Annotated in this window: 22 protein-coding genes; 14 read left to right on the top strand and 8 right to left on the bottom strand. The window is 74.0% G+C overall.

Features of this window, described 5'->3' with window-relative positions; all coding sequences use genetic code 11:
* Positions 1 to 2: 2 nt before the first annotated feature.
* Together M3673_RS11770 and M3673_RS11765 are read right to left on the bottom strand one after the other, a co-directional pair.
* Positions 3 to 701, bottom strand: a complete 699-nt coding sequence (locus tag M3673_RS11770) for a succinate dehydrogenase cytochrome b subunit (RefSeq protein ID WP_056863863.1) — start codon at positions 699 to 701, stop codon at positions 3 to 5.
* Between the two features lie 115 nt (positions 702 to 816).
* Positions 817 to 1,890 carry a glycosyltransferase gene (locus tag M3673_RS11765; RefSeq protein ID WP_251533851.1) on the bottom strand — a complete coding sequence of 358 codons (1,074 nt, stop codon included), beginning with the start codon at positions 1,888 to 1,890 and terminating at the stop codon, positions 817 to 819.
* A 138-nt stretch (positions 1,891 to 2,028) separates the two neighbouring features.
* On the opposite strand from M3673_RS11765, the gene M3673_RS11760 reads away from it, so the two are divergent.
* The 11 genes from M3673_RS11760 (at position 2,029) to M3673_RS11710 (ending at position 17,141) form a co-directional block, all read left to right on the top strand.
* A complete protein-coding gene (locus tag M3673_RS11760) occupies positions 2,029 to 3,879 on the top strand; it encodes a methylmalonyl-CoA mutase family protein (protein WP_251533849.1) in 1,851 nt (616 codons plus the stop codon).
* Positions 3,876 to 6,053, top strand: coding sequence for a methylmalonyl-CoA mutase (gene scpA / locus M3673_RS11755; RefSeq protein WP_251533847.1), 2,178 nt, complete (start codon positions 3,876 to 3,878; stop codon positions 6,051 to 6,053). Before M3673_RS11760 ends, scpA begins: the two co-directional genes overlap by 4 nt.
* Before the next feature lie 11 nt (positions 6,054 to 6,064).
* The gene (gene meaB, locus M3673_RS11750) at positions 6,065 to 7,126 is read left to right on the top strand and encodes a methylmalonyl Co-A mutase-associated GTPase MeaB (RefSeq protein ID WP_251533841.1); all 1,062 of its coding nucleotides are present in this window, start codon (positions 6,065 to 6,067) and stop codon (positions 7,124 to 7,126) included.
* A gap of 15 nt (positions 7,127 to 7,141) precedes the next feature.
* Entirely contained in the window at positions 7,142 to 8,356 is a 1,215-nt protein-coding gene (locus M3673_RS11745; RefSeq protein WP_056903691.1) for an amidohydrolase, read from the top strand.
* 110 nt (positions 8,357 to 8,466) lie between these two features.
* On the top strand, positions 8,467 to 9,573 hold the full coding sequence (locus M3673_RS11740) for a BMP family protein (RefSeq protein ID WP_056903692.1): 1,107 nt from the start codon (positions 8,467 to 8,469) through the stop codon (positions 9,571 to 9,573).
* A gap of 170 nt (positions 9,574 to 9,743) precedes the next feature.
* A complete protein-coding gene (locus M3673_RS11735; protein ID WP_251533839.1) occupies positions 9,744 to 11,309 on the top strand; it encodes an ABC transporter ATP-binding protein in 1,566 nt (521 codons plus the stop codon).
* Positions 11,306 to 12,529 carry an ABC transporter permease gene (locus M3673_RS11730; RefSeq protein WP_251533837.1) on the top strand — a complete coding sequence of 408 codons (1,224 nt, stop codon included), beginning with the start codon at positions 11,306 to 11,308 and terminating at the stop codon, positions 12,527 to 12,529. The genes M3673_RS11735 and M3673_RS11730 overlap by 4 nt, the downstream gene beginning before the upstream one ends.
* Positions 12,526 to 13,854, top strand: coding sequence for an ABC transporter permease (locus tag M3673_RS11725; protein WP_156718109.1), 1,329 nt, complete (start codon positions 12,526 to 12,528; stop codon positions 13,852 to 13,854). The genes M3673_RS11730 and M3673_RS11725 overlap by 4 nt, the downstream gene beginning before the upstream one ends.
* Before the next feature lies 1 nt (position 13,855).
* Positions 13,856 to 14,281 (top strand): cytidine deaminase, encoded by a 426-nt coding sequence (locus tag M3673_RS11720; RefSeq protein WP_251533836.1) that lies wholly within the window; start codon positions 13,856 to 13,858, stop codon positions 14,279 to 14,281.
* Between the two features lie 56 nt (positions 14,282 to 14,337).
* Complete coding sequence (locus M3673_RS11715) at positions 14,338 to 15,624, top strand: thymidine phosphorylase (RefSeq protein ID WP_251533834.1); 1,287 nt, start codon at positions 14,338 to 14,340, stop codon at positions 15,622 to 15,624.
* Entirely contained in the window at positions 15,621 to 17,141 is a 1,521-nt protein-coding gene (locus tag M3673_RS11710) for a fused MFS/spermidine synthase (RefSeq protein WP_251533832.1), read from the top strand. The genes M3673_RS11715 and M3673_RS11710 overlap by 4 nt, the downstream gene beginning before the upstream one ends.
* 16 nt (positions 17,142 to 17,157) lie before the next feature.
* Here the strand turns inward: M3673_RS11710 and M3673_RS11705 are convergent, their stop codons facing one another.
* On the bottom strand, positions 17,158 to 17,613 hold the full coding sequence (locus tag M3673_RS11705) for a MaoC family dehydratase (RefSeq protein WP_056863875.1): 456 nt from the start codon (positions 17,611 to 17,613) through the stop codon (positions 17,158 to 17,160).
* A gap of 118 nt (positions 17,614 to 17,731) precedes the next feature.
* On the opposite strand from M3673_RS11705, the gene M3673_RS11700 reads away from it, so the two are divergent.
* Positions 17,732 to 18,838, top strand: a complete 1,107-nt coding sequence (locus M3673_RS11700) for an adenosine deaminase (protein WP_251533830.1) — start codon at positions 17,732 to 17,734, stop codon at positions 18,836 to 18,838.
* Here the strand turns inward: M3673_RS11700 and M3673_RS11695 are convergent.
* On the bottom strand, positions 18,811 to 19,377 hold the full coding sequence (locus M3673_RS11695) for a hypothetical protein (RefSeq protein ID WP_251533828.1): 567 nt from the start codon (positions 19,375 to 19,377) through the stop codon (positions 18,811 to 18,813). The two genes, M3673_RS11700 and M3673_RS11695, sit on opposite strands and share 28 nt — an antisense overlap.
* Positions 19,374 to 19,985, bottom strand: a complete 612-nt coding sequence (locus tag M3673_RS11690; RefSeq protein WP_251533826.1) for an ATP-binding protein — start codon at positions 19,983 to 19,985, stop codon at positions 19,374 to 19,376. The genes M3673_RS11695 and M3673_RS11690 overlap by 4 nt, the downstream gene beginning before the upstream one ends.
* A 69-nt stretch (positions 19,986 to 20,054) precedes the next feature.
* Between M3673_RS11690 and M3673_RS11685 the strand changes: the two genes are divergently transcribed.
* Positions 20,055 to 20,744, top strand: a complete 690-nt coding sequence (locus M3673_RS11685; RefSeq protein WP_251533824.1) for a hypothetical protein — start codon at positions 20,055 to 20,057, stop codon at positions 20,742 to 20,744.
* A gap of 103 nt (positions 20,745 to 20,847) precedes the next feature.
* Here the strand turns inward: M3673_RS11685 and M3673_RS11680 are convergent, their stop codons facing one another.
* From M3673_RS11680 to deoC, 3 genes are read right to left on the bottom strand one after another with little or no spacing between them, the layout of a single operon-like run.
* The gene (locus M3673_RS11680) at positions 20,848 to 21,720 is read right to left on the bottom strand and encodes an aldehyde dehydrogenase family protein (protein WP_056863880.1); all 873 of its coding nucleotides are present in this window, start codon (positions 21,718 to 21,720) and stop codon (positions 20,848 to 20,850) included.
* Entirely contained in the window at positions 21,717 to 23,165 is a 1,449-nt protein-coding gene (locus M3673_RS11675) for an aldehyde dehydrogenase family protein (RefSeq protein WP_056903698.1), read from the bottom strand. Before M3673_RS11675 ends, M3673_RS11680 begins: the two co-directional genes overlap by 4 nt.
* Before the next feature lie 4 nt (positions 23,166 to 23,169).
* Positions 23,170 to 24,162, bottom strand: a complete 993-nt coding sequence (deoC, locus tag M3673_RS11670) for a deoxyribose-phosphate aldolase (RefSeq protein ID WP_228941948.1) — start codon at positions 24,160 to 24,162, stop codon at positions 23,170 to 23,172.
* 91 nt (positions 24,163 to 24,253) lie between these two features.
* Between deoC and M3673_RS11665 the strand changes: the two genes are divergently transcribed.
* A complete protein-coding gene (locus tag M3673_RS11665; RefSeq protein ID WP_251533822.1) occupies positions 24,254 to 24,877 on the top strand; it encodes a hypothetical protein in 624 nt (207 codons plus the stop codon).
* The last annotated feature ends 29 nt before the right edge of the window (positions 24,878 to 24,906 follow it).

Below are 24,906 nucleotides of genomic sequence, written 5' to 3'. Positions count from 1 at the left end.
CTTTACTCGATGACGCCGAAGAGGGTGAACAGGGGGACCAGCGAGAATCCGCCGGCGACGACCACGGCGACGACCCAGCCGGCCAGGCGTGCCCGGGAGCGGGCGGCGACGGTCTGGGTGAAGCCGAGGGTCTGCATCGCGCTGAAGGTGCCGTGGTGCAGGTGCATCGCCAGCGCGGCCATCGCGACCAGGTAGATGAGCGTCATCCACCACAGGTCGAAGGTGTCGACCATCAGCTGGTAGGGGTTGTTGGTCTCCCCGCCGGCCGGGTTGATCTTCACGATCGAGAAGTTGAGCAGGTGCCACACGAGGAACGCCAGGATCGTCAGGCCGCCCCACCGCATGGTCCGCGAGGACAGCGAGGAGTTGCGGCGCTTGGCGACCTGGTACTTCACCGGCCGGGCGTCGCTGGCGCGCTTCCACAGCGCGAACGCCGAGGCCACGTGGACCACGAGCGCGGCGATGAGGCCGAGACGCAGGATCCACAGCAGGCCGCTCTCGGGGAGCAGGGGCTCCCCGATGGTGCGCAGGTGCTCGGCGTACTCGTTGAACGACTCCTCGCCACCGAAGGCCTTGAGGTTGCCGTACATGTGCGCGAGGACGAATCCGATGAACACCAGCCCGCTGGCGGCCATCAGGATCTTCAGCGTGATCGTCGAGCGCGAAGCGCGCGCTCCTCTGACGAGAGTCGGGGTTGCCACATCACAAACGCTACCCCCCATCTGGGGGGTGAGTTCCATCGTGGCGTGTGACATATCCCCCGTCGACGGGGGTCGCCGGCCCTCAGGGCCGGCTCAGGCGCCGCTCAGGGCGGGTTCAGACCCCGTGCGCGGGGCGGGCGCCCGCGTGACCCCGGGCCAGGCGGTCCAGGTGGCCGAGGAGCTCGTCGGCGGCGTCGGTCCACGAGCGGTCCAGCGCGAGCTCGCGGCCCCGGTGGCCGAGCAGGGCGCGCCGCGGGTCGGCGGCCACCGCCGCGACCGCGCGGGCCAGGGCCCCGGGACGGTCGGGGTCGTAGAGCAGGCCGGTCTCCAGCGGCAGCACGAGGTCGCGGGCGCCCCCGCTGCGCGGCGCCACCAGGGGCAGCGCGCTCGCGGCGCCCTCGCGCAGCGCGTGGCAGCAGGTCTCCTCCTCGCCGGGGTGCACCAGGACGTCGAGGGAGGCCAGCGCCACGGTGAGGTCGCCGGTCGACAGTGCGCCGGTGACCTTGGCCGCGGGCAGTCGCTCGCGCAGCCAGTCCTCCTGCGGCCCGGTGCCGATGACGACGGGTCGGATGCCCGGCACGTCGGCCAGCTCGGCCAGCCGCCGCACCCCGTGGCGCTTGTGCAGGCTGCCGACGTAGCCGACCACCACCAGGGGGCCGCGGGCCGAGCGCGCCCGCGCCCAGTGGTCGTGGAGCCACGGGTCGCGCAGGGCCGGGGTGTAGGCGCGGGCGTCGACCCCCGGCAGCCACGTGCCGGCGGTGACGCCGAGGGAGGAGAAGCGGTCGGCCAGCCAGGGGGCGGTGACGACGAGGTGGTCGGTGCGCTCGGCGACCGTGCTGCGCCAGCGCTCCCAGGTCAGGTCGCGCGGCGGGGTCTGCTGCACGACCAGGGAGGGCACGCCCGTGCGGTGGGTGTGCTTGAGCGCCTTGCGACCGATCGTGCCCGGCCCCGTGACCTGCACGACGTCGGGCGCGAACGCGTCGAGGGCCGCCCGGACCTGGCCGCCCGGCCTGGTCAGCGCGCTGATGCGCACGACCCGGGCGCCGCGGTAGGTCGCCAGCCCTGGCCCGCTCGCGACCACCACCACCTGGTGGCCACGGTCGACGAGACGGTCGACCACCGCCCTGACCGTCGTGGTGGTGCCGTCGACGGCGGGCAGGAAGGACTCGGAGACCACGGCGATCCGCATGCGCCCACGGTGGGCCCGCCGGACGACGGCACCGCGACGGGCGCGCGGCCTGAGGGTGAACACCGCCCCCGGGGCGAGTCGGGGTCGAAAAGGTCACACTCGGTGGCCGCCGTCACGTCGCGTCCCTAGGGTGCCGCCATGACTGAAGTCGAAGGCGGTCTCGACGAGCCCGCGGAGCTCGAGCCCGAGCAGGGCGCGCTCGACCTGGCCGACGCCGGCGACCGGTGGGAGCGCGCCGACTGGGAGAGGGCCGCGGCCGGCGTGCTGCGCAAGGCGCGTCGCCTCGGCGAGGACGACCCCGACGCGCTCGTGTGGGAGCGGCTGACCCGCACCACCCTCGACGACATCGCGGTCACCCCGCTCGGCACCTCCGACCTGCTCGACGGGCTCCGGACCGAGGGCCGCCCGCAGCGCGCCGGGGACTGGGACGTGCGCGCCCACCTCGACCTGCCCGCCGGCGCCGAGGCCAGGGCGGCCAACGAGACCCTCCTGGTCGACCTCGAGGGAGGCGTCACCTCGCTGTGGCTGTGCGCGGCGCCTGACGCCGACCTCGCCACCGCCCTCGACGGCGTGCTGCTCGACCTCGCGCCCGTCGTGCTGGAGGCCCGCGGCGACGCGACGGCCCAGCAGGCGCTGGCCGAGAACTTCCTCGCCCACGCCGGCGAGCGCGACCTCGCCGCGGGCACCAACCTCGGCGCCGACCCCCTCGGCGCGGCCCTGCGCCACGGCACCGGCCCGGGCGCCGACCCGGCCGGCGAGGTCGACCTCGCCCCGCTGGTCGCCGTGGCCCGTGCCGCCCACGAGCGCGGGCTGCTCGGCGTGGTCGTCGACGCCACCGCCGTCCACGACCGCGGCGCCTCCGACGCCCAGGAGCTCGGCTGGTCGATGGCCGTGGCCGCGGCCTACCTGCGGGCGCTCACCGGGGCGGGCCTCACCGTCGCCGAGGCCGCCGGCCTGGTCGAGGTGCGCTACGCCGCCACCGACGACCAGTTCGCCACCATCGCCAAGCTGCGCGCGGCCCGCCGGCTCTGGGCGCGGGTGCTGGAGCTCAGCGGCGTCACCGACGAGGAGCGGCTGCGGCTGGCCCAGCGCCAGCACGTCGTGACCAGCCGGCCCATGATGAGCCGCTACGACCCCTACGTGAACATGCTGCGCACCACCGTGGCGGCGTTCGCCGCAGGCGTCGGCGGGGCCGAGGCCGTCACCGTGCTGCCCTTCGACAGCCCGCTGGGCCGCCCCGAGGCCCTGGGCCGCCGCATCGCCCGCAACACCTCCGCGCTGCTCGTCGACGAGGCCCACGTCGCCCACGTCGCCGACCCCGCCGGCGGCTCCTACGCCGTGGAGAAGCTCACCGACGACCTCGCCGTCGCCGGCTGGGCCGAGCTCGGCCGCACCGAGGAGGTCGGCGGAGCGGCGGCCGCCCTGGCCGACGGCTCGCTGCTGGCCCGCGTGGCACGGACCGTCGAGCGCCGCGACGACGAGGTCGCTCGCCGCCGGCGACCCCTCACCGGGCTCACCGAGTTCCCCCAGGTCGACGAGGTCCTGCCCGAGCGCGAGCCGGTCACCCCCGACTCCGCGTCGGGCTGGGTCGGCGTGCGCCCCTACGGCGCGGCCTTCGAGGCGCTGCGCGACGACCCGCCGACGGCCCGGGCCTTCCTGGCGACCCTCGGCCCGGTGGCCTCGCACACCGCGCGGGCCACCTTCGCCACCAACCTGCTCGCCGCGGGCGGCGTCGGCGTCGACGTCGCCGGGGCCACCGCCGACGTCGAGGCGCTGCTCTCGGCGTACGACGGGCAGCGGGTGGCGGTGCTCGCCGGCAGCGACGCGACCTACGCCGCCTGGGGCACCGCCGCGGCCCGCGCCCTGCGCGAGGCCGGCGCGCGCCACGTCGTGGTGGCCGGCAAGCCCCTCGACGGCACCGACGACGCCTGCGCGCTCGGCGTCGACGCCCTGTCCTTCCTGACCCGCACGAGGGAGCAGCTCGCATGACCGTCCCGACCAGCTTCGCCGGCCTGCCGCTCAGCGGCCGTGGCACCACGAGCGCGCCGCAGCCCGAGGCGCGGCCCTGGACCTCGCCCGAGGGCATCGAGATCCGGTCGCAGTACACCGAGGCCGACCTCGAGGGCCTCGACGCCCTCGACACCTACCCCGGCCTGAGCCCGTTCCTGCGCGGGCCCTACCCGACGATGTACACCACCCAGCCCTGGACCGTGCGCCAGTACGCCGGCTTCTCGACCGCCGAGGAGTCCAACGCGTTCTACCGGCGCAACCTGGCGGCCGGTCAGAAGGGGCTCTCGGTGGCCTTCGACCTGGCCACCCACCGCGGCTACGACTCCGACCACCCGCGCGTGCGCGGCGACGTGGGCATGGCGGGCGTGGCCATCGACTCCATCTACGACACCCGCACCCTCTTCGACGGGATCCCGCTCGACGAGATGTCGGTGTCGATGACCATGAACGGCGCCGTCCTGCCCGTGCTGGCGCTCTACATCGCCGCCGCCGAGGAGCAGGGGGTGGCGCCGGAGCAGCTCGCGGGGACCATCCAGAACGACATCCTCAAGGAGTTCATGGTCCGCAACACCTACATCTACCCGCCGGCGCCGTCGATGCGGATCATCTCCGACATCTTCAGCTACACCTCGGCGCGCATGCCGCGCTTCAACTCGATCTCGATCTCGGGCTACCACATCCAGGAGGCCGGGGCGACCGCCGACCTCGAGCTGGCCTACACCCTCGCCGACGGCGTCGAGTACATCCGCGCCGGGCTCGGCACCGGCATGACCATCGACCAGTTCGCGCCCCGGCTGTCGTTCTTCTGGGCCATCGGGATGAACTTCTCGATGGAGGTGGCCAAGCTGCGCGCGGCCCGCGCGCTGTGGGCCCGGCTGGTGCGGCAGTTCGACCCGCGGAACCCCAAGTCGCTGAGCCTGCGCACCCACAGCCAGACCAGCGGCTGGTCGCTGACCGCCCAGGACGTCTACAACAACGTCCAGCGCACCTGCATCGAGGCGATGGCCGCCACCCAGGGCCACACCCAGTCGCTGCACACCAACGCCCTCGACGAGGCGATCGCGCTGCCCACCGACTTCTCGGCCCGCATCGCGCGCAACACCCAGCTGCTGCTGCAGCAGGAGAGCGGTACGACGGGCACGATCGACCCCTGGGCGGGCTCCTACTACATCGAGCGGCTCACCCACGACCTGGCCGAGAAGGCGTGGGCCCACATCCAGGAGGCCGAGCGCGCCGGGGGCATGGCGAAGGCCATCGAGCAGGGCATCCCCAAGATGCGCATCGAGGAGGCGGCCGCCCGCACGCAGGCGCGCATCGACTCCGGGGCGCAGAAGGTCATCGGCGTCAACACCTACCGTCTGGCCGCGGAGGACAGGCTCGACGTGCTGCGCGTCGACAACGACGACGTCTACCGCCAGCAGATCGCCAAGCTCGAGCGGCTGCGCGCCGAGCGCGACGACCGGGAGGTCGAGCGCACCCTCGCGGCGCTGACCCGCTCGGCCGAGCAGGGCCCGGCCACCGACGGCTCCCTCGACGGCAACCTGCTCGCGCTGGCCGTCGACGCCGCGCGCGCCAAGGCCACCGTCGGGGAGATCTCCGACGCGCTGGAGAAGGTCTACGGGCGCCACCAGGCGGTCATCCGTACGATCTCCGGGGTGTTCAGGGACGAGTCGGGCAGTGGCGACGGGCCGGGCGCCGGCAAGGTGCAGCAGGTGCTCGACGCGACCGCCGACTTCGAGGAGGCCGAGGGCCGCCGCCCCCGCATCCTGGTGGCCAAGATGGGCCAGGACGGTCACGACCGCGGCCAGAAGGTGATCGTCTCGGCCTTCGCCGACATGGGCTTCGACGTCGACGTGGGGCCGCTGTTCTCCACGCCCGAGGAGGTCGCCCAGCAGGCCGTGGACGCCGACGTGCACATCGTCGGCGTCAGCTCGCTGGCCGCCGGCCACCTCACCCTGCTCCCGGCGCTGCGCGAGGCGCTGGCCGAGCAGGGACGGCCCGACATCATGGTGGTGATCGGGGGCGTGATCCCGCCCGACGACGTGCCCACGCTGCAGGAGATGGGCGCGGCCGCGGTGTTCCTGCCCGGCACCGTCATCGCCGAGTCGGCCCTCGACCTGCTGGCCCGGCTGCGCGAGCAGCTGGGCCACTGAGGCCGGGCCCCGTGCCCGTCGACGTCGAGGCCCTCGTCGAGGGCGTCCGGGCCCAGCGGCGCGCCGCGGTGTCGCAGGCGATCACGCTGGTCGAGAGCTCGCGCCCGCAGCACCGCCGCCAGGCGCGCGAGCTGCTGACCGCGCTGGCCGAGGGCTCCGGCGACCCGGCGGGCGGCGCCGGGCCGGGCGTGGTGCGGGTGGGCGTCTCCGGCGTGCCCGGCGTCGGCAAGTCGACCTTCATCGAGGCCCTCGGCACCCGGCTGACCGCCGCCGGCCACCGCGTCGGCGTGCTCGCCGTCGACCCGTCCTCGGTGCGCACGGGCGGCTCGGTGCTCGGCGACAAGACCCGGATGGGCCGCCTGGCCACCGACCCGGCCGCCTTCATCCGGCCGTCGCCCTCGGCGGGCACCCTCGGCGGCGTCGCCCGGGCCACGGTGCAGGCCATGGCGGTGCTCGAGGCCTCCGGCCACGACGTGGTGCTGGTCGAGACCGTCGGCGTGGGGCAGTCGGAGGTCACCGTGGCCGGCATGGTCGACACGTTCCTCTTCCTCACCCTCGCCCGCACCGGCGACCAGCTCCAGGGCATCAAGAAGGGGATCCTCGAGATCGCCGACGTCATCGCGGTCAACAAGGCCGACGGCGACCGCGAGCAGGAGGCCCGCGCCGCCGCCCGCGACCTCGCCGGCGCGCTGCGCATGGTGCGCGGCGCGGGGGAGTGGGCCCCACCGGTGGTGACCTGCTCGGCGCTGGAGGGCACCGGCGTCGACGACCTGTGGGAGCGAGTGCTCGACCACCGCGCGCACCTCGGCGAAGCGGGGCTGGCGGCCAAGCGCGCCGAGCAGCAGCTCGACTTCACCTGGGCGATGGTGCGCGACGAGCTCGACCAACGGCTGCGGCTCTCGCCCGGCGTGCGCGCCCTCCGCGCCGAGGTCCGCGCCCAGGTGCTCGCGGGCGAGCTGCCCGCCACCGTGGCCGCCGACCGGCTGCTCGCGGCGTACGACGGCGACCGCGACGGCCGGCACGACGACCGGCACGGGTCGGGCGGACACCCGCCGGGCACCGACGCCCGGTGAACTAGCCTGCACCCGATGTCCTCCGACGGCCCCACTGCTCCCACGACCGCGTCAGCGGTGATCGCCGCCTCCGTCGCCGCCCACCGTGACGCGCTCGTCGCCCTGCGCCGCGACCTGCATGCCCACCCCGAGCTGTCGTGGGCCGAGACCCGCACGACCGAGGTCGTCGCGGCGCGGGTCGCGGCCGCCGGCTGGGAGGTCGAGCTGCTGCCGCAGACCGGCCTGGTCGCCGAGCTCGGGCCCGACGACGGGGAGCCCGCGGTGGGCCTGCGCGCCGACCTCGACGCGCTGCCCGTGCAGGAGGACACCGGCCACGACTGGGCCAGCACGACACCGGGCGTGGCCCACGCCTGCGGCCACGACGTGCACACGACCTCGCTGGTCGGCGCCGCGCTCGCGCTGGCCGAGGTGCACCGTGCGGGACTGCTGCCCGGACGGGTCAGGCTGTTCTTCCAGCCGGCCGAGGAGGTCATGCCCGGGGGAGCGCTGCACCTGATGAAGCTGGGCCGCCTCGACGGCCTCTCGCGCGCCTTCGCCCTGCACTGCGACCCCGCCGTCGACGTGGGGCAGGTCGGGCTGCGCCTCGGGGCGCTGACCAGCGCCACCGACAAGGTGGAGATCCGGCTGCGCGGCACCGGCGGGCACACCTCGCGCCCCCACCTGACCGGCGACCTGACCTTCGCCCTGGCCAAGATCGTCACCGAGCTGCCCGCGATCCTCTCGCGCCGCCTCGACCCGCGCGCCGGGGTCAGCGTGGTGTGGGGCATCGTCAACGCCGGCTCGGCCGCCAACGTCATCCCGGGGCGCGGTCTGGTGGCCGGCACCATCCGCATCCGCGACGCCGTGGCCTGGGCCGACTGCGAGAAGCTGGTGCGCGAGGTCGTCCACGACGTCGTGCGGCCCTACGGCGTCACCGCCGACCTCGACTACCAGCGGGGGGTGCCCCCGGTGGTCAACGAGGCCTCGGCCCACCACGTGCTCACCGGGGCGGTGCGCGACGTCCTCGGCCCCGAGGCGGAGGTGCTGGCGCCGCAGAGCCTGGGCGGCGAGGACTTCGGGTGGTACCTCGACCGGGTCCCGGGCGCCATGCTGCGCCTCGGCACGCGCACCCCGGGCGGGCCCACCTACGACCTGCACCAGGGCAACCTCCAGGTCGACGAGCGGGCGATCGGGGTCGGCGCGACGATGCTCGCGGAGGCCGCGGTGCGCAGCTTGGTCACCGACAGGTAACAACCTCACGAAATTCGGCTCGCGGGGCGCACAAGGCGTCCGGGCCCACCTAGGGTGACGCGATGTGCCCCGCGCTGCGGGGTGCCAGTCACGAACCCAGGAGGATCGCCGTGAAGAAGACGGCCCGAATCGCTGCGGTGGCCACCATGGTCGCCCTGTCCCTGTCCGCGTGCGGCGAGCGCGAGACCGACGCCGGCGAGGACCCCGCGTCGACGCCGTCCGAGAGCACCTCGGAGTCGGCCTCGGCCGACCCGAGCCAGCAGTTCCCCGACTTCAAGGCCTGCATGGTCTCCGACTCGGGCGGCTTCGACGACAAGTCGTTCAACCAGACCTCCCGCCAGGGCCTGCGCGACGCGGTCGAGGCCTACGGGATGCAGGAGGCCGACATCGAGTCGAACGACCCCTCCGAGTTCAACGACAACATCAACGAGCTGGTCAGCCAGGGCTGCAACTCGATCACCACGGTCGGCTTCCTCCTCGGCGACTCCACCCTGGCCGCCGCGAAGAAGAACAAGGACGTCGACTTCTCCATCGTCGACTTCGCCTACACCGACGACAAGGGCGACAACACCGCCCCGGCCAACGTCAAGGGCCTCACCTTCAACACCGCCGAGCCCTCCTTCCTGGCCGGCTACACCGCCGCGGCCTCCTCCGAGTCCGGCGTCGTCGGCACCTTCGGCGGCCTGAACATCCCCACGGTCACCATCTTCATGACCGGCTTCGTGCAGGGCGTCGAGCGCTACAACGAGGACACCGGCTCCGACGTGCAGGTCATCGGCTGGGACCCCGAGTCCGCCGAGGGCTCCTTCACCAACGACTTCGAGGACAAGAACCTCGGCCAGTCGACGGCCACCGAGATGATCAACCAGGGCGCCGACGTCATCTTCCCGGTCGCCGGCCCCGCCGGCCTCGGTGGCCTGCAGGCCGCCCAGGACAACGACGTCAAGGCGATCTGGGTCGACACCGACGGCTGCGTCTCGGCCGAGGAGTACTGCGACGTGCTGCTGACCTCGGTCATGAAGGGCATGGACGTCGCCGTGCAGGACGCCGTGCTCGCCTCCGCCGAGGACGAGTTCTCCAACGAGGTCTACGTCGGCACGCTGGAGAACGAGGGCGTCAAGCTCGCCCCGTTCAGCGACGACGTCGACGAGGAGCTCCAGGCCACGATCGAGGACCTCAAGCAGCAGATCATCGACGGCGAGATCACCGTCGGCTGACACGCCGCGCCACCGGCCGGTCCGGCCGACCAGCACCACACCGGCAGCACACCAGCAGCACAGCACCACCTCCGACAGGTCGGGGCGGGGACCCCGCCCCGACCTGTCGGGTCTAGGGTCGTCCCCCGGCCATCTCGGGGGAGCGGCCGACGTACGTCGTGAGGGAGTAGATGGAACTCGAGATCAGGGGCCTGACCAGGCGGTTCGGCTCCTTCACCGCCAACGACGGCATCGACCTCACGATCAGGCCCGGTGAGATCCACTGCCTGCTCGGCGAGAACGGCGCCGGCAAGTCCACGCTGATGAACATGCTCTACGGCCTGCTCGACCCCTCCGAGGGCGAGATCCTGGTCGACGGGGAGCCGGTGGCCTTCGCCTCGCCGGCCGACGCCATCGCCGCCGGCATCGGCATGGTGCACCAGCACTTCATGCTCGTGCCGCCCTTCACCGTCGCCGAGAACGTCATGCTCGGGCGCGAGCGCACCCGCGGCCTCGGCGTGCTCGACCGCAAGGCCGCCTCACGGCTGGTGCGCGAGCTCTCCGAGCGCTACCGGCTCGCGGTCGACCCCGAGGCCCTCGTGGAGGACCTCCCCGTCGGCGTGCAGCAGCGCGTCGAGATCATCAAGGCGCTGGCCAACGAGGCGAAGGTGCTCATCCTCGACGAGCCGACCGCGGTGCTGACCCCGCAGGAGATCGACGAGCTCATGGGCATCATGCGCGAGCTGCGCGCCCAGGGCACCTCGATCATCTTCATCACCCACAAGCTGCGCGAGGTCCGCGCCGTCGGCGACCGGATCAGCGTGATCCGCCGCGGCAAGGTCGTCGGCACCGCCGAGCCCACCGCCAGCGAGGCCGAGCTGGCCGAGATGATGGTCGGCCGCTCCGTGCAGCTGGTCGTCGACAAGGCCGCCGCCGCGGTCGGCGAGCCGGTGCTGGAGGCCCGCAACGTCACCGTCATCGACCCCCGCGGCCACCAGGTCGTCAAGGACGTCTCCTTCGTGGCTCGCGCCGGTGAGGTGCTCGGCATCGCCGGCGTGCAGGGCAACGGGCAGACCGAGCTGATCAAGTCGCTGCTCGGGCTCGTGCGTCCCGACGCCGGCGAGATCTGGCTCGACGGTCGCGACATCAGCCGCCACGGCCCGCGCCAGAGCCTGGAGGACGGCATCGGCTACGTGCCCGAGGACCGCTCCCACGACGGCTACGTCGGCTCCTTCAGCGTGCGCGAGAACCTCGTGCTCGACCTCTTCCGCAGCGAGCGGTTCGCCAGCGGCCCCGCGCTGCGCCTGGGCGCCATCGAGGCCAACGCCCGCCAGCGCATCGAGGAGTTCGACATCCGCACCGAGACCATGGAGACCCCCGTCAGCGCGCTCTCGGGCGGCAACCAGCAGAAGGTCGTCGTGGCCCGGGAGTTCTCCCGCCCGCTCAAGGTGCTCATCGCCTCCCAGCCCACCCGCGGCGTCGACGTCGGCTCCATCGAGTTCATCCACAAGCGCATCGTCGAGGAGCGCGACAAGGGCACGGCGGTGATCATCGTGTCGACCGAGCTCGACGAGGTCTTCGCGCTCTCCGACCGGATCGCGGTCATGTACGACGGCCGCATCGTCGGCACCGTCACCCCCGACATCCCCCGAGAGGAGATCGGCCTGATGATGGCCGGCGCCACGGACACCGACCAGGCCGGGGCCACCGGCGCCACCGGCGCCGGCACCCACGGCACCGGGGGAGGAGCGGCATGAGCGACCCGCAGAAGGGCCCCGCCGCCCCGTCCGTCGTCGACCCCGAGCGGGTCGACCCCCACGAGGCCGCCGCCGCGCCGCGCCGGCGCTTCGACGCCTCCGCCTTCGTGCCGACCGTCGTCGACAGCGTGCTGGCCGTCGTGCTGGCGCTCGTGGTCGGCGCGGTGCTCATCGTGTTCTCCACCGAGCGCGTGCTGGGCTCGCTGCCGTACTTCTTCAGCTACCCCTGGGACTTCTTCCGCTTCGCCGGCGAGGCGGTCGGCGACGGCTACGCCGCGCTGGTCAACGGCTCGCTCGGCGGCGCCGACGCCCTCACCCGCACCCTCAACCGCGCCGCCCCGCTCATCTGCGCCGGCCTGGGCGTGAGCCTGGCCTTCCGCGCCGGGCTGTTCAACATCGGCGCCCAGGGGCAGATGCTGGTCGCGGGCCTCGCCGCGGGCTACGTCGGCTTCACCTGGGACCTGCCCACCGGGCTGCACGCGCTCGTGGCGCTGCTCGCGGCGCTGGTGGCCGGCGCGCTGTGGGGCGGGGTGATCGGGCTGCTCAAGGCCCGCACCGGCGCCCACGAGGTGATCACCACGATCATGCTCAACAACGTCGCCCGCTTCGTGGTGCTCTACTTCCTCGGTCTCGAGGCCTTCCAGCGCCCCAACAGCGACAACAAGCTCTCCCCGCCGGTCGACGACAGCGCGACCTTCCCCGCGATCGGCAACCTGCACCTCGGGATCGTGCTGGCCGTGCTGGCCGCCCTCGTCGTGTGGTGGCTGCTGGAGCGCAGCACGCTGGGCTTCGAGATGCGCGCCGTCGGCGCCAACCCCGACGCCGCCCGCACCGCCGGCATGAGCGTGCCCCGGGTCTACGTCACCGCGATGACGCTGGCCGGCGTGCTGGCCGGGCTGGCGGTCACGATGACGGTGCTGGGCCAGCAGAACTCGGTGACCGACCAGGTCGCCGGCACCGTGGGCTTCGACGCCATCACGGTCGCCCTGCTGGGCCGGGCCACCCCCGTCGGCACGGTCCTGGCCGGTCTGCTCTTCGGGGCGCTCTCGGCCGGAGGCCTGTCGATGCAGGGCGCCGCCGGCATCGCCCCGGAGCTCTCGCAGGTGCTCCAGGCGCTCATCGTGCTGTTCGTCGCCGCACCGGCCCTGGTGCGCGGCATCTTCCGGATCAAGGGACGCGGGCAGGGCTCCAGCGTCGAGGCGAAGGGATGGGGAGGATGAGCGTCGTCGACGCCCCCGCACGCAGCGAGGCCCCCGAGGAGCAGGTGCGCGACCGGGCCGACGTGCGCCGTCAGGTGCGGCTGGTCGTGGTCTTCGCCCTGGCCGCCGCGATGGTGCTGCTCTTCCGGCTCACCACCGACAGCTTCTCGGTCACCTACCTGCTCGAGGCCCAGCGCTCGGCCGACAGTCAGCCGCGCTCCCTCGACGGCTCCCTGGTCAACTGGGTCGCCCTGGTGCTCGCCCTGGCCGGCGTGGTGCTCGCCGCCCTCAACCGCGTGCCCCGCGGCGGACTCGGGCTCCTGCTCTACGTGCTGGTCGGGCTGTCGTTCTACGTCGCCTTCATGGCGTGGGCCTTCGCCGACCAGGGCGAGGGCTTCCAGGCCTCGATCTCCAACCCGATCCCCGGCACGATCAGCATCGCCACCCCGCTGGTGCTCGGCGCACTGGCCGGCGTGGTGTGCGAGCGGGCCGGCGTCATCAACATCGCCATCGAGGGCCAGTTCCTCGCCGGCGCCTTCTCGGCCTCGCTCTTCGCCAGCATCGCGCTGTCGTCGCTGGCCTTCATCCCGCTGTGGCTGTGCGCGCCCTTCGGCCTGCTCGGCGGCGCGCTCGCCGGCATGCTCGTCTCGGCGATCCTGGGTCTCTTCGCGCTGCGCTACCAGGTCAACCAGGTCGTGCTCGGCGTCGTCATCGTCGCCTTCGCCACCGGCCTGACCGGCTTCCTGCTGGGCCAGATCCCCAGCGAGAGCACCGGTCGCCTCAACAACCCCGACCCGCTCGAGCCGCTGGCCGTGCCCGTGCTCAGCGACATCCCGGTGATCGGTCAGGCGCTCTTCGAGCAGACGATCCTGGTCTACCTCACCTACGCCGCGGTCGTGGTCGTCGCGCTGCTGCTCTTCCAGACCCGCTGGGGCCTGCGGGTGCGCGCGGTCGGCGAGCACCCCAAGGCCGCCGACACCGTGGGCATCAAGGTCAACCGGCTGCGCTGGCAGGCGGTGCTCTTCGGCGGCCTGCTGGCCGGGCTCGGCGGCGCCTACTACACCGTCGGCAGCTCCGGGGCCTTCGACAAGGAGATGTCGGCCGGCACGGGCTTCATCGCCCTCGCCGCGGTCATCATGGGTCGCTGGCACCCGGTCTGGGCCGCGCTGGCCGCGGTGTTCTTCGGGTTCATGCGCAACCTCGGCACCCAGCTGAGCCTGGTCGACCGGATCCCCGGCGACCTGATCGGCGCCCTGCCCTACCTCGCCACCGTCATCGTCGTGGCCGGCTTCGTCGGACGGGTGCGACCACCCGCCGCCGACGGCGAGCCGTTCGTGAAGGCCTGACGTGGCCGTCCCCGACGTCCTGGACGTCCCGGACTCCCCGGACGGGTTCGACTGGGCGGCCCTGCGGGCCGTCGCGGTCGAGGCGGCGACGCACGCCTACGCCCCCTACTCCCGCTTCGCGGTGGGCGCGGCGGCGCGGGTCGACGACGGGCGCACCGTGGCCGGCTGCAACGTCGAGAACGCGGCGTACGGCGTGACGCTGTGCGCGGAGTGCGGCCTCGTGGGCCAGCTGCACCTGACCGGCGGGGGCCGGCTGACGCACTTCGTGTGCGTCAACGGCGACGGCGCGGTCATCATGCCGTGCGGGCGCTGCCGCCAGCTGCTGTTCGAGAACGGCGGTCGTGAGCTGCAGCTGTGGACCGTCTCCGGGCTGCGCACCATGGCCGAGGTGCTGCCGGATGCCTTCGGACCCGACGACCTGTCCTAGGGTGCCGGTCCCAGCCCAACGGTGACGGCGACGGAGCCGTCGACAAGGAGCCCCACGTGAGCAAGCACGACGCGGTCGAGGTCATCACGACCAAGCGCGACGGCCAGCGCCTCAGCGACAGCCAGGTCGACTGGGTCGTCGACGCCTACACCCGCGGCGAGGTCGCCGACGAGCAGATGTCGGCGCTGGCGATGGCGATCCTGCTCAACGGCATGGATCGCGCCGAGATCGCCCGCTGGACCGCCGCGATGATCGCGTCGGGGGAGCGCATGGACTTCTCCTCGCTCTCGCGGCCCACCGCCGACAAGCACTCCACCGGTGGCGTGGGTGACAAGATCACCCTCCCGCTCGCCCCGCTCGTCGCCGCCTGCGGCGTGGCCGTGCCGCAGCTCTCAGGTCGCGGCCTGGGCCACACCGGCGGCACCCTCGACAAGCTCGAGTCGATCCCCGGCTGGCGCGCTGCGCTGTCGAACGAGGAGATGATGGGCCAGCTGGAGTCGGTCGGCGCGGTCATCTGCGCCGCCGGCGACGGGCTCGCCCCGGCCGACAAGAAGCTCTACGCCCTGCGCGACGTCACCGGCACGGTCGAGGCGATCCCGCTCATCGCCTCCTCGATCATGAGCAAGAAGATCGCCGAGGGCACCGGCGCCCTGGTGCTCGACGTCAAGGTCGGCACCGGGGCGTTCATGAAGTCCGTCGACCGGGCCCGCGAGCTGGCGGAGACGATGGTCGCCCTCGGCACCGACGCCGGCGTGCGCACGGTCGCCCTGCTCACCGACATGTCGACCCCGCTCGGCCTGACCGCCGGCAACGCCCTCGAGGTGGGCGAGTCGGTGGAGGTCCTCGCCGGTGGCGGACCCGCCGACGTCGTCGAGCTCACCGTCGCGCTGGCCCGCGAGATGCTCACCGCGGCCGGCGTCACCGACGTCGACCCCGCCGACCGGCTCGCCGACGGGTCGGCCATGGACGCCTGGCGGGCCATGGTCGCCGCCCAGGGCGGCGACCCCGACGCCACGCTGCCGGTGGCCCGCGAGCAGCACGTCGTCACCGCCCCGGCCGACGGTGTCCTCAGCCGCCTCGACGCGATGGCCGTGGGCATGGCCGCGTGGCGCCTGGGTGCGGGCCGTGCCCGCAAGGAGGACCCGGTGCAGGCCGGCGCCGGGGTCGTGTGGCACGCCCGCCCGGGCGACGCCGTGCGCGCGGGCGAGCCGCTGCTCACGCTGCACACCGACGAGCCGGCCCGCTTCGAGCGCGCCCTGGCCTCGCTGGAGGGCGGCTACGACGTCGTGCCCGCCGGCACCGAGGTCGCCGTCGGCCCGATCGTCATCGACCGCGTGGGATGACCCCCGACCCCACCGGCACGCCGGCCGGCACCCCGGCCGGCACCCCGGCCACGGGCCTGGGCCCGCGCGCCGCGGGCGCGCTGGTCTTCGGCTCCTCGGCGGCCGTGCTCGTGGTCGAGCTGGTGGCGCTGCGGCTGCTGGCGCCCTACCTCGGACTCACCCTCGAGACCAACACCGTGGTCATCGGGATCGCGCTGGCCGCGATCGCCCTCGGCTCCTGGGCGGGCGGTCGCGCCGCCGACGTCGTCGACCCGCGGCGCACCCTCGGCGCGCTGCTGGCCGTCTCGGGGGTGGTCGTGGCGCTGACCCCCCTGCTGGTGCGCAGCGCCGCCGAGCTCGACTCGGGCGGACTGCTGCTGCCGACCGCGACGCTGACCATCCTCGTGCCCGGCGCCCTGCTGGCGGCGGTGACGCCGATGGTGACCAAGCTGCGGCTGACGACCCTGGCCGAGACCGGCACGGTCGTGGGCCGGCTCTCCGGGCTCGGCACCGCCGGGTCCATCGCCGGCACGGTCGTGACCGGGTTCGTGCTGGTCTCGACGGTGCCGGTCAGCACGATCCTGGTGGGTCTCGGCGTGCTGCTCGTGCTCGCGGGGGTCGCGGCCGACTGGCGCGTGCGCGGCTGGCGTGCCGGCGCGGCCGCCCTCCTGCTGGTCGGCGCCGCGGGACTCGGCGCCGCCGTGGCCCCCGGCGGCTGCGACGTGGAGACGACCTACCACTGCGCGGTCGTCGAGGACGACCCGGAGCGGCCCGACGGCCGGGTGCTGGTGCTCGACGGGGTGCGCAACTCCTACGTCGACCTCTCCGATCCGACCTACCTCGACTTCGAGTACGTGCAGGCCGCGGCCACGGTCGTCGACACCGCCTTCCCCGCCGGCGAGGCCCTCGAGGCCTTCCACCTCGGCGGCGGCGGGCTGACGCTTCCGCGCTACCTCGCCGAGGTCAGGCCCGGCACCTCGAGCGTGGTCTCCGAGATCGACGCGGGGGTGATCGAGGTCGACCGCGACCGGCTCGGGCTCGAGACCGGCCCCGACCTCGAGGTGCGTGTCGAGGACGGGCGCCTGGGCCTCGACCGGCTCGCCGACGACAGCCGCGACCTCGTGGTGGGCGATGCCTTCGGAGGGGTCTCCGTGCCGTGGCACCTCACGACGGTCGAGGCCGTCGACGACGTGCGCCGCGTGCTGCGGCCCGGCGGCGTCTACGTCATGAACCTCATCGACCACGGCCCGCTGGCCTTCGTGCGGGCCGAGACCGCGACGCTGCGGGAGGTCTTCGACCACGTCGCCGTGCTCGCCCGGCCGGCGGCCTTCGCCGGCACCGCGGGCGGCAACGTCGTGGTCGTCGGCTCCGACCGGCCCCTCGACCTCGCGGCGCTGGCGGCGGGCCTGGAGGGCCGCGACCTGGCGTGGGAGGTGCGCGCCGACGCCGACCTCGACGCCTTCACCGGCGACGCCGAGGTGCTCACCGACGCCTTCGCCCCGGTCGACCAGCTGCTCACGCCGTTCGGCAGCGCCTGAGCGCCGCCGCGCGGGCTCAGCCCTCGAGCAGGAGGACGACGGTCTCGGCCACGCAGGCCGGCTTGGGCTCGTCCTCGATCTCGACGACGTGGCGCAGGGTGATCTGCTTGCCGGCCGGGAGGTCGGTGACCTCGCCCATGGTGACCGTGAGGCGCACCCGCTTGCCCACGCGGAGCGGGTTCGGGAAGCGGACCTTGTTGACGCCGTAGTTGAGCTTGGCCCCGGGGGTCTCGAGCGCGAAGACCGAGGAGCCGAGCCACGGGATGAGCGAGAGCGTGAGGTAGCCGTGGGCGATGGTGCCGCCGAAGGGGCCCTCGGCCGAGCGCTCGACGTCGACGTGGATCCACTGGTGGTCGCCCGTGGCGTCGGCGAAGGTGTCGACGCGCGCCTGGTCGATCTCGACCCAGTCGCTGGTGCCGAGCTCCTCGCCGGCGGCGGCGGAGAGCTCGTCGAAGGTGCTGAAGGTGCGCATGGGGGGCCTCTCGTGGCGGGTGGCGGTCGTGGCGCCGGCCGCGACCGGACACCGTCTGGGGACCCTAGCGCGCCACCCGGCGCTCCGGTCGTGGGTGGCGGTGCGGGAGGATCGGGGGGTGACCGCACCGACCGCAGCGACCGCCCGCCCCACGCCCACCCACGACCAGGTGCGGCGCGCGCCCAAGGTGCTCCTGCACGACCACCTCGACGGCGGCCTGCGCCCCCAGACGATCCTCGAGCTGGCCGCCGAGGTCGGCCACGCGCTGCCCGCCGACTCCGCGGAGGCGCTCGGGGCGTGGTTCGCCGAGTCGGCCGACTCCGGGTCGCTGGTGCGCTACCTCGAGACCTTCGACCACACGGTCGCGGTCATGCAGCACGGCCCCGCGATCACCCGGGTCGCGCGGGAGTGCGTCGAGGACCTCGCCGCCGACGGCGTGGTCTACGCCGAGGTCCGCTACGCCCCCGAGCAGCACGTCGACGCCGGGCTCACCCTCGACGAGGTCGTCGCGGCCGTGGCCGAGGGCTTCGCGCAGGGCGTCGCCGCCACCGGCGGGCGCATCGTCGTGCGCCAGCTGCTCACCGCGATGCGCCACCAGGCCCGGTCGATGGAGATCGCCGAGCTCGCCATCGCCTGGCGCGACCGCGGCGTCGCCGGCTTCGACATCGCCGGAGCCGAGGCGGGCTTCCCTCCCACCCGCCACCTCGACGCCTTCGAGTACCTCCAGCGCGAGAACGCCCACTTCACCATCCACGCCGGCGAGGCCTTCGGGCTGCCGTCGATCTGGGAGGCCATCCAGTGGTGCGGCGCCGACCGGCTCGGCCACGGCGTGCGCATCGTCGACGACATCGACGTCGCCGACGACGGCTCGGTCACCCTGGGCCGGCTGGCCTCCTACGTGCGCGACCAGCGGATCCCGCTGGAGATGTGCCCGGCCTCCAACGTGCAGACCGGCGCGGCGGCCTCGATCGCGGAGCACCCGATCAAGCTGCTCACCGACCTGCGCTTCCGGGTCACCGTCAACACCGACAACCGGTTGATGAGCCGCACGTCGATGACCGCGGAGATGACCTCGCTGGTCGACGCCTTCGGCTACGGGCTCGACGACCTGCAGTGGTTCACCGTCAACGCGATGAAGTCGGCCTTCCTGCCCTTCGACGAGCGCCTCGCGATCATCGACGGGGTGGTCAAGCCCGGTTACGCCGCGCTGGCCGCCGAGGCCTGAGCCGACCGCGTCGGCAGCACGACGAACCAGGGTCGCCGCCAGCGGCCGAGGGGGAGTGCGGCGTCGGCGTAGGCGTCGCGGGTCAGGGTGCGCAGCGTGCCGGACCCGGGGTCGTAGACCCCCAGGCGGGCCGCGGGCCCGTCGCCGTCGCGTCCCACCGCGAGCAGCACGTGGCGCGGCAGCCACCGGTCGCCCACGTAGAGCGCGGCCGGGCCGTGGCCGACCGCGCGCAGCAGGTCCTCGAAGCGGCCGCGGGCGCGGCGCACCCCGTGGGGGCCGCGGGGCAGCGCGCGGGCGACGGCCCACGGGGGAGTGCCGACGGCGCGCGGCCACGGCGCCTGCAGGGCACCGGTCGCGTCCCGCGCCCCGGTCAGCCGTTGGTGGGCGGCCAGCACCTCCGCGCCGAAGCGGGGCAGGGCGCGCTCGGCGTACGCCGGGTCGGCCAGCATGCGTGCCACGACCACCACCGCCGCGCCGCAGGAGCGCTGGTCGGGCTGGCGCAGCGCGGGCCCGAAGGGCAGCGGGGCGCCGCCGGTCACGGCGCCGGCGCCCCGGCCCGCACGGCGTCGACCACGGCCACAGCCTCGTCGGGGGAGACCGGGCGGCAGCCCTTGGCCACGGCGTCGGCCACCACGCCGCGCTGGGCGCGGGCCAGGGCCAGCCCCCGGCGCACCAGCACCAGCGGCGGCTTGCGGTGCTCGCGCAGGTCGCGGGTCAGGCGCAGCCAGAAGGTGAGCGCGGCCGAGCGACGGATGCACAGTGCCGCGCCGAGGATCCCCGCCTCGCGGGCCGGGCCCACGACGTCCTGGGCGAAGATGCCCTCGGCGAGGAAGAGGTCGCCGCCGCCGAGGTCGAGCATCCGGGTGCCGGTGCGGCCGTCGTGGGCGATGTCGTAGACCGGCACCTCCGCGCGCCCGTCGCGGCACAGCGCGACCATCGCCTCCAGGGCGTCCTCGGGCAGCCAGGAGTCGGGGTGGTCCCAGTCGACGATGCCGGCGTTGGCGCCCTCGGTGATCCGCGGGAGCGTGGGGTCGCCCCCGGACTTGTAGAAGTCGTCAAGGCGCAGCACGGGCAGCCCGATCCGCTCCGCGAGTCGCGACTTGCCCGACCCGGAGGGGCCGGCGAGGACGATCACCCGGGCACGCACCGGCCCATTGTGCCGCCTGGCGCGGGGCGTCGGTGTTTCGGGGGCGGGCCCGGCGGGCAGGAGGGCCCCATGGTGGAGAAGAGGACCGCGCTCGGCGTCGCGGCGGGTTTCGTGGCGGGCGCGGTCGTGGTCGTGACGGCGACGGCCGTCGCCGGCGGGGGAGAGGCTCCCGTCGCCGACCCGCCCGACGTCTCCCCGCGCGTCTGCGCCCAGGTGCTCGACACCTCCCTGCTGCGCAGCCTCGACTGGCAGGCGCCGGGCGTCGAGGCCACCGGCGACCTCGTGGCCGGCGGCTGTCGCCTGCGCGCCTACGACGTCGGCTCGATCGGGGTCCTCAGCGTGCCGGTCGTCGTCGAGGAGGAGCCCGAGGAGTCCGGCTCCACCGGGTCGTCCACCGGGTCCTCCGCGGGGCCCGCCACGGAGGCCTCCGGCTCGCCCTCGACCGACACCGGGTCGGCGGCCCCCGAGAGCGACGAGGAGGCCGCCCAGCGCACCTGGGACGAGGCGTGCGCGCTGATGCGCTCGCGCGGTGAGACGGTGGAGTCGCCGGTCGTCGGCCTCCCCGCCGACCTCGAGGCCTGCGGCACCCTGCTCGACGGCGACGACCCGACGGGCGTCTCGCGGGTGTGGTTCCGCGAGGGCAGCGCCGTCGTGCGGGTGACCCTCACCGCCGCGCGCCCGGTCGACCCGGTCGCCGCGCGGCAGGCCGTCGCCGACGTGGTCACCGCCACCCGCAGCGCCCTGGCCGCCGCGGGCTGACCCCGCCAGGCGAGCCTCCCACGCGAGCCCGCACGCGACGACGCCCCCGGCCGTGGGCCGGGGGCGTCGCTGACGTCGCTGCTGTCGGGGTGAGTGACCCGGGTCAGACGCCCATCGGGTGCCAGACCGTCTTGAGCTCCAGGAAGTCGGTCATGGTGTCGAGCCCGGGCTCGCGGGTGAAGTCGGGCTCGGCCGCCGGGGCGCGACGCACGCGCTTGAGGTTGTCGGCCGCGGCCACCTCCAGGTCGCGCGCCAGCTCGGTCTGGCCCGCGGTGCCGAGCAGGTCGAGGGCGTTGACGTCCATGTGCGAGGCCAGCCACGGGCCGAGGGTCGCGGCCGACCCGGTCAGCACGTTGACCACGCCGCCGGGCACGTCGGAGGTGGCGAGCACCTCGGCGAGGGTCACGGCCGCCAGCGGCCGGGAGTACGACGACACGACGACCGCGGTGTTGCCCGTGACGACGACCGGCGCGATCGCGGTGACCAGCCCGAGCAGCGAGGACCGCTCGGGGGCGAGGACGGCGACGACGCCGGTGGCCTCGGGGGTGGTGAGGTTGAAGAACGGCCCGGCGACGGGATTGGCGCCGCCGACCACCTGGGTGATCTTGTCGGCCCAGCCGGCGTACCAGACCAGCCGGTCGACGGACTCGTCGACCACGCGCTCGGCCTTGCTCGCCGAGAGTCCCTCGGACTGCACGACGGCCTGCACGAACTGCGGGCGACGGTCCTCGAGCACCTCGGCGACGCGGTAGAGCACCTGGGCGCGGTTGTAGGCCGTGCGGCCCGACCAGGGACCGAAGGCCTTGCGGGCGGCGACGACGGCGTCGCGGGCGTCCTTGCGCGAGGCGAGGGCGGCGTTGGCCACGAAGGCTCCCTTCGCGTCGGTGACCTCGTAGGTGTAGCCGGACTCCGAGCGGGGGAAGGCGCCCCCGACGTAGAGCTTGTAGGTCTTGCGCACGTCGATGCGGTCGCTCATCGCTGTCCTCCCTCGAGGTAGGCCGCGAGGCCGTGACGGCCGCCCTCGCGCCCGTAGCCGGACTCCTGGTAGCCGCCGAAGGGGCTGGTGGGGTCGAACTTGTTGAACGTGTTGGCCCACACCACGCCGGCGCGCAGCCGGCTGGCGATCTCCAGGATGCGCGAGCCCTTCTCCGACCAGATGCCGGCGGAGAGGCCGAAGGGGGTGTTGTTGGCCTTCTCGACCGCCTCGGAGGGGGTGCGGAAGGTCAGCACCGACAGCACGGGGCCGAAGATCTCCTCGCGGGCGATGCGGTGGGCCTGGGTCACCCCGGTGAAGACCGTCGGGGGGAACCAGAAGCCCCGCTCGGGCAGCTCGCAGGCCGGCGACCAGCGCTCGCCGGAGACCTCCTGCTCGCCGATGTCGGCCAGCTCGCGGATGCGGGCGAGCTGGGCGGCGGAGTTGATGGCCCCGATGTCGGTGTTCTTGTCGAGCGGGTCGCCCAGGCGCAGGGTCGACATCCGCTCGCGCAGCCGGTCGAGGACCTCCTCGGCGATCGACTCCTGCACCAGCAGGCGCGAGCCGGCGCAGCAGACGTGGCCCTGGTTGAAGAAGATGCCGGTGACGATGCCCTCGACGGCCTGGTCGACGGGGGCGTCGTCGAAGACGATGTTGGCCGCCTTGCCGCCCAGCTCGAGCGTGACCTTCTTGGAGGTGCCGGCCACCGTGCGGGCGATGGCCTTGCCGACCGCGGTCGAGCCGGTGAAGGCGACCTTGTCCACGCCGGGGTGGGCCACGAGGGCCTGGCCGGTGGCGCCCGCGCCGGTGACGATGTTGACGACGCCCGCGGGCAGGTCGGCCTGCTGGCAGATCTCGGCGAAGAGCAGCGCGGTCAGCGGCGTCGTCTCGGCCGGCTTCAGCACCACGGTGTTGCCGCAGGCCAGGGCGGGCGCGACCTTCCACGCCAGCATCAGCAGCGGGAAGTTCCACGGGATGACCTGGCCGGCGACGCCGAGCGGGGTCGTGCCGTAGCCCGCGTGCTCGAGCTTGTCGGCCCAGCCGGCGTAGTAGAAGAAGTGCGCGGCGACCGTCGGCACGTCGACGTCGCGCGACTCCTTGATCGGCTTGCCGTTGTCGATGGTCTCCAGCACGGCCAGCTCGCGGCTGCGCTCCTGGATGATCCGCGCGATGCGGTAGAGGTACTTGGCGCGCTCGCGGCCGGGCATCCGGCCCCACACGCGCTCGTGGGCCTTGCGGGCGGCCTTGACCGCGGCGTCGACATCGGCGTCGCTGGCCTCGGCGACCTCGGCGAGGACCTCCTCGGTGGCGGGGTCGACGGTCTTGAAGGGCGTGCCGTGGCCGTCGACGAACTCTCCGCCGACGAAGAGGCCGTAGGTCGCCTTGATGTCCACCACGGCGCGTGACTCGGGCGCGGGGGCGTAGTCGAAGGGGCTGCTGGGTGTCATGGGATCAGTCCAGGGTGAAGTAGTCGGGGCCGGAGTAGCGGCCGGTGCGCAGCTTGGTGCGCTGCATGAGCAGGTCGTTGAGGAGCGTCGAGGCGCCGAAGCGGAACCAGTCCGGGTCGAGCCAGTCGGCGCCGGCGACCTCGTTGACCATCACGAGGTACTTGATCGCGTCCTTGCTGGTGCGGATGCCGCCCGCGGGCTTCACCCCGACCATCTGGCCGGTCTGGCGGCGGAAGTCGCGCACGGCCTCCAGCATCACCAGCGTCACCGGCAGGGTGGCGGCGGGCTGCACCTTGCCGGTCGAGGTCTTGATGAAGTGGGCGCCGGCCAGCATGGCCAGCCAGGAAACGCGGCGGACGTTGTCGTAGGTCTGCAGCTCGCCGGTCTCGAAGATCACCTTGAGGTGGGCGTCCTCGCCATCGGCGCGGGCGCAGGCCTCGCGCACGGCCACGATCTCCTCGAAGACCTGGAGGTAGCGGCCGGAGAGGAAGGCCCCACGGTCGATGACCATGTCGATCTCGTCGGCGCCGGCCTCGACCGCGTCGCGGGTGTCGGCGAGCTTGATGTCGAGGGCCGCGCGACCGCTCGGGAAGGCGGTGGCCACGGCGGCCACGTGAACGCCGCTGTCGCCGAGGGTCTCCTTGGCGGTGGCGACCATGTCGGGGTACACGCACACCGCGGCCGCAGATGGGCACGCCGGGTCGGCGGGGTCGGGGCGCACGGCCTTGGCGGCCAGCGCGCGCACCTTGCCGTGGGTGTCGGAGCCCTCGAGGGTGGTGAGGTCGACCATGCGGATGGCCAGGTCGAGCGCGTGCTCCTTGGCCGTGGTCTTGATCGAGCGCGTCGCCAGCGACGCGGCCCGGGCCTCGGCGCCGACCTGGTCGACGCCGGGGAGCCCGTGGAGGAAACGGCGCAGCGCCGCGTCGGACGAGGTGACGTCCGCGAGGCCGCTGCCGCCGGTCGGCGCGGTGGCAGCCGACGAGGCAGTGATAGGCATGAGGGCAGCATAGGGTTGCGCGCCGTCGGTGCCCCAACCGGCGACCGGGCCCCACCGGGCCCCGCAGCGAGCGCACGCGGAGGAGAGTCACGTGGTCGACGAGAGCGTCGAGGTCCAGCGCTTCCCGCCCAGCAACGGCAGGTTCACCGGCTACCTCGGTCTCGCCATCGGTCCGGCCGTCCTCGTCCTGGCCGGCGTGTACGGCGGTCTGGGCCCGGCGCTCGTCGTGGGCGTCGCGCTGTTCGAGGTCGTGGTGTGGCTGGTCATGCTGCGCCCGGCCGTCTGGGTCGAGGGCGACGTGCTGGTGCTGCGCCACCTCGTGCGCACCGACCGGGTGCCGCTGGCCGCGGTCACCAGCGTGGTCGTGCGCCACGTCCTGGCCGTCTTCGCCGGTGAGCGCCGCTTCGTCTCCCCGACCATCGCGCGCAGCTCGCGCCAGCTCATCGGCGAGGCACGTGCGGCCCGTCGGGGAAGTCGCCCCAGCAGCTGGCTCAGCGAGGTCACCGCGCCCGCGGGCAAGGGCGTCGACCAGGCCGACTTCGTCGAGCAGCGGCTGCGTCACCTGGCCGAGCAGGCCCGTCTGGCCCGCGGGGTGGCGGCCCGCTCGCCCGAGCAGGAGGCGCTGCTCGGCGAGGCGGGGCGCACCACCAGCTGGCCCTGGGTGGGCGTCGTCGTGGTGCTCGCCGTCGCCCTCGTCGTGACCCTGCTCGTGTGATCCCGACGCCGTGACCGCGCCCGGCCGCG

The sequence above is a fragment of the Nocardioides sp. P86 genome (genome assembly GCF_023712465.1).
Classification (GTDB): Bacteria; Actinomycetota; Actinomycetes; order Propionibacteriales; family Nocardioidaceae; genus Nocardioides; species Nocardioides kribbensis.
This window is presented reverse-complemented; position numbering and strand designations above follow the sequence as displayed.

Excerpts from the sequence above, each read along its gene's own strand:
- M3673_RS11765 (WP_251533851.1), bottom strand. The coding sequence starts at position 1,890 with ATGCGGATCGCCGTGGTCTCCGAGTCCTTCCTGCCCGCCGTCGACGGC.
- M3673_RS11760 (WP_251533849.1), top strand. The coding sequence starts at position 2,029 with ATGACTGAAGTCGAAGGCGGTCTCGACGAGCCCGCGGAGCTCGAGCCC.
- scpA (WP_251533847.1), top strand. The coding sequence starts at position 3,876 with ATGACCGTCCCGACCAGCTTCGCCGGCCTGCCGCTCAGCGGCCGTGGC.
- M3673_RS11745 (WP_056903691.1), top strand. The coding sequence starts at position 7,142 with ATGTCCTCCGACGGCCCCACTGCTCCCACGACCGCGTCAGCGGTGATC.
- M3673_RS11735 (WP_251533839.1), top strand. The coding sequence starts at position 9,744 with ATGGAACTCGAGATCAGGGGCCTGACCAGGCGGTTCGGCTCCTTCACC.
- M3673_RS11730 (WP_251533837.1), top strand. The coding sequence starts at position 11,306 with ATGAGCGACCCGCAGAAGGGCCCCGCCGCCCCGTCCGTCGTCGACCCC.
- M3673_RS11725 (WP_156718109.1), top strand. The coding sequence starts at position 12,526 with ATGAGCGTCGTCGACGCCCCCGCACGCAGCGAGGCCCCCGAGGAGCAG.
- M3673_RS11710 (WP_251533832.1), top strand. The coding sequence starts at position 15,621 with ATGACCCCCGACCCCACCGGCACGCCGGCCGGCACCCCGGCCGGCACC.
- M3673_RS11705 (WP_056863875.1), bottom strand. The coding sequence starts at position 17,613 with ATGCGCACCTTCAGCACCTTCGACGAGCTCTCCGCCGCCGCCGGCGAG.
- M3673_RS11685 (WP_251533824.1), top strand. The coding sequence starts at position 20,055 with ATGGTGGAGAAGAGGACCGCGCTCGGCGTCGCGGCGGGTTTCGTGGCG.
- M3673_RS11680 (WP_056863880.1), bottom strand. The coding sequence starts at position 21,720 with ATGAGCGACCGCATCGACGTGCGCAAGACCTACAAGCTCTACGTCGGG.
- M3673_RS11675 (WP_056903698.1), bottom strand. The coding sequence starts at position 23,165 with ATGACACCCAGCAGCCCCTTCGACTACGCCCCCGCGCCCGAGTCACGC.
- deoC (WP_228941948.1), bottom strand. The coding sequence starts at position 24,162 with ATGCCTATCACTGCCTCGTCGGCTGCCACCGCGCCGACCGGCGGCAGC.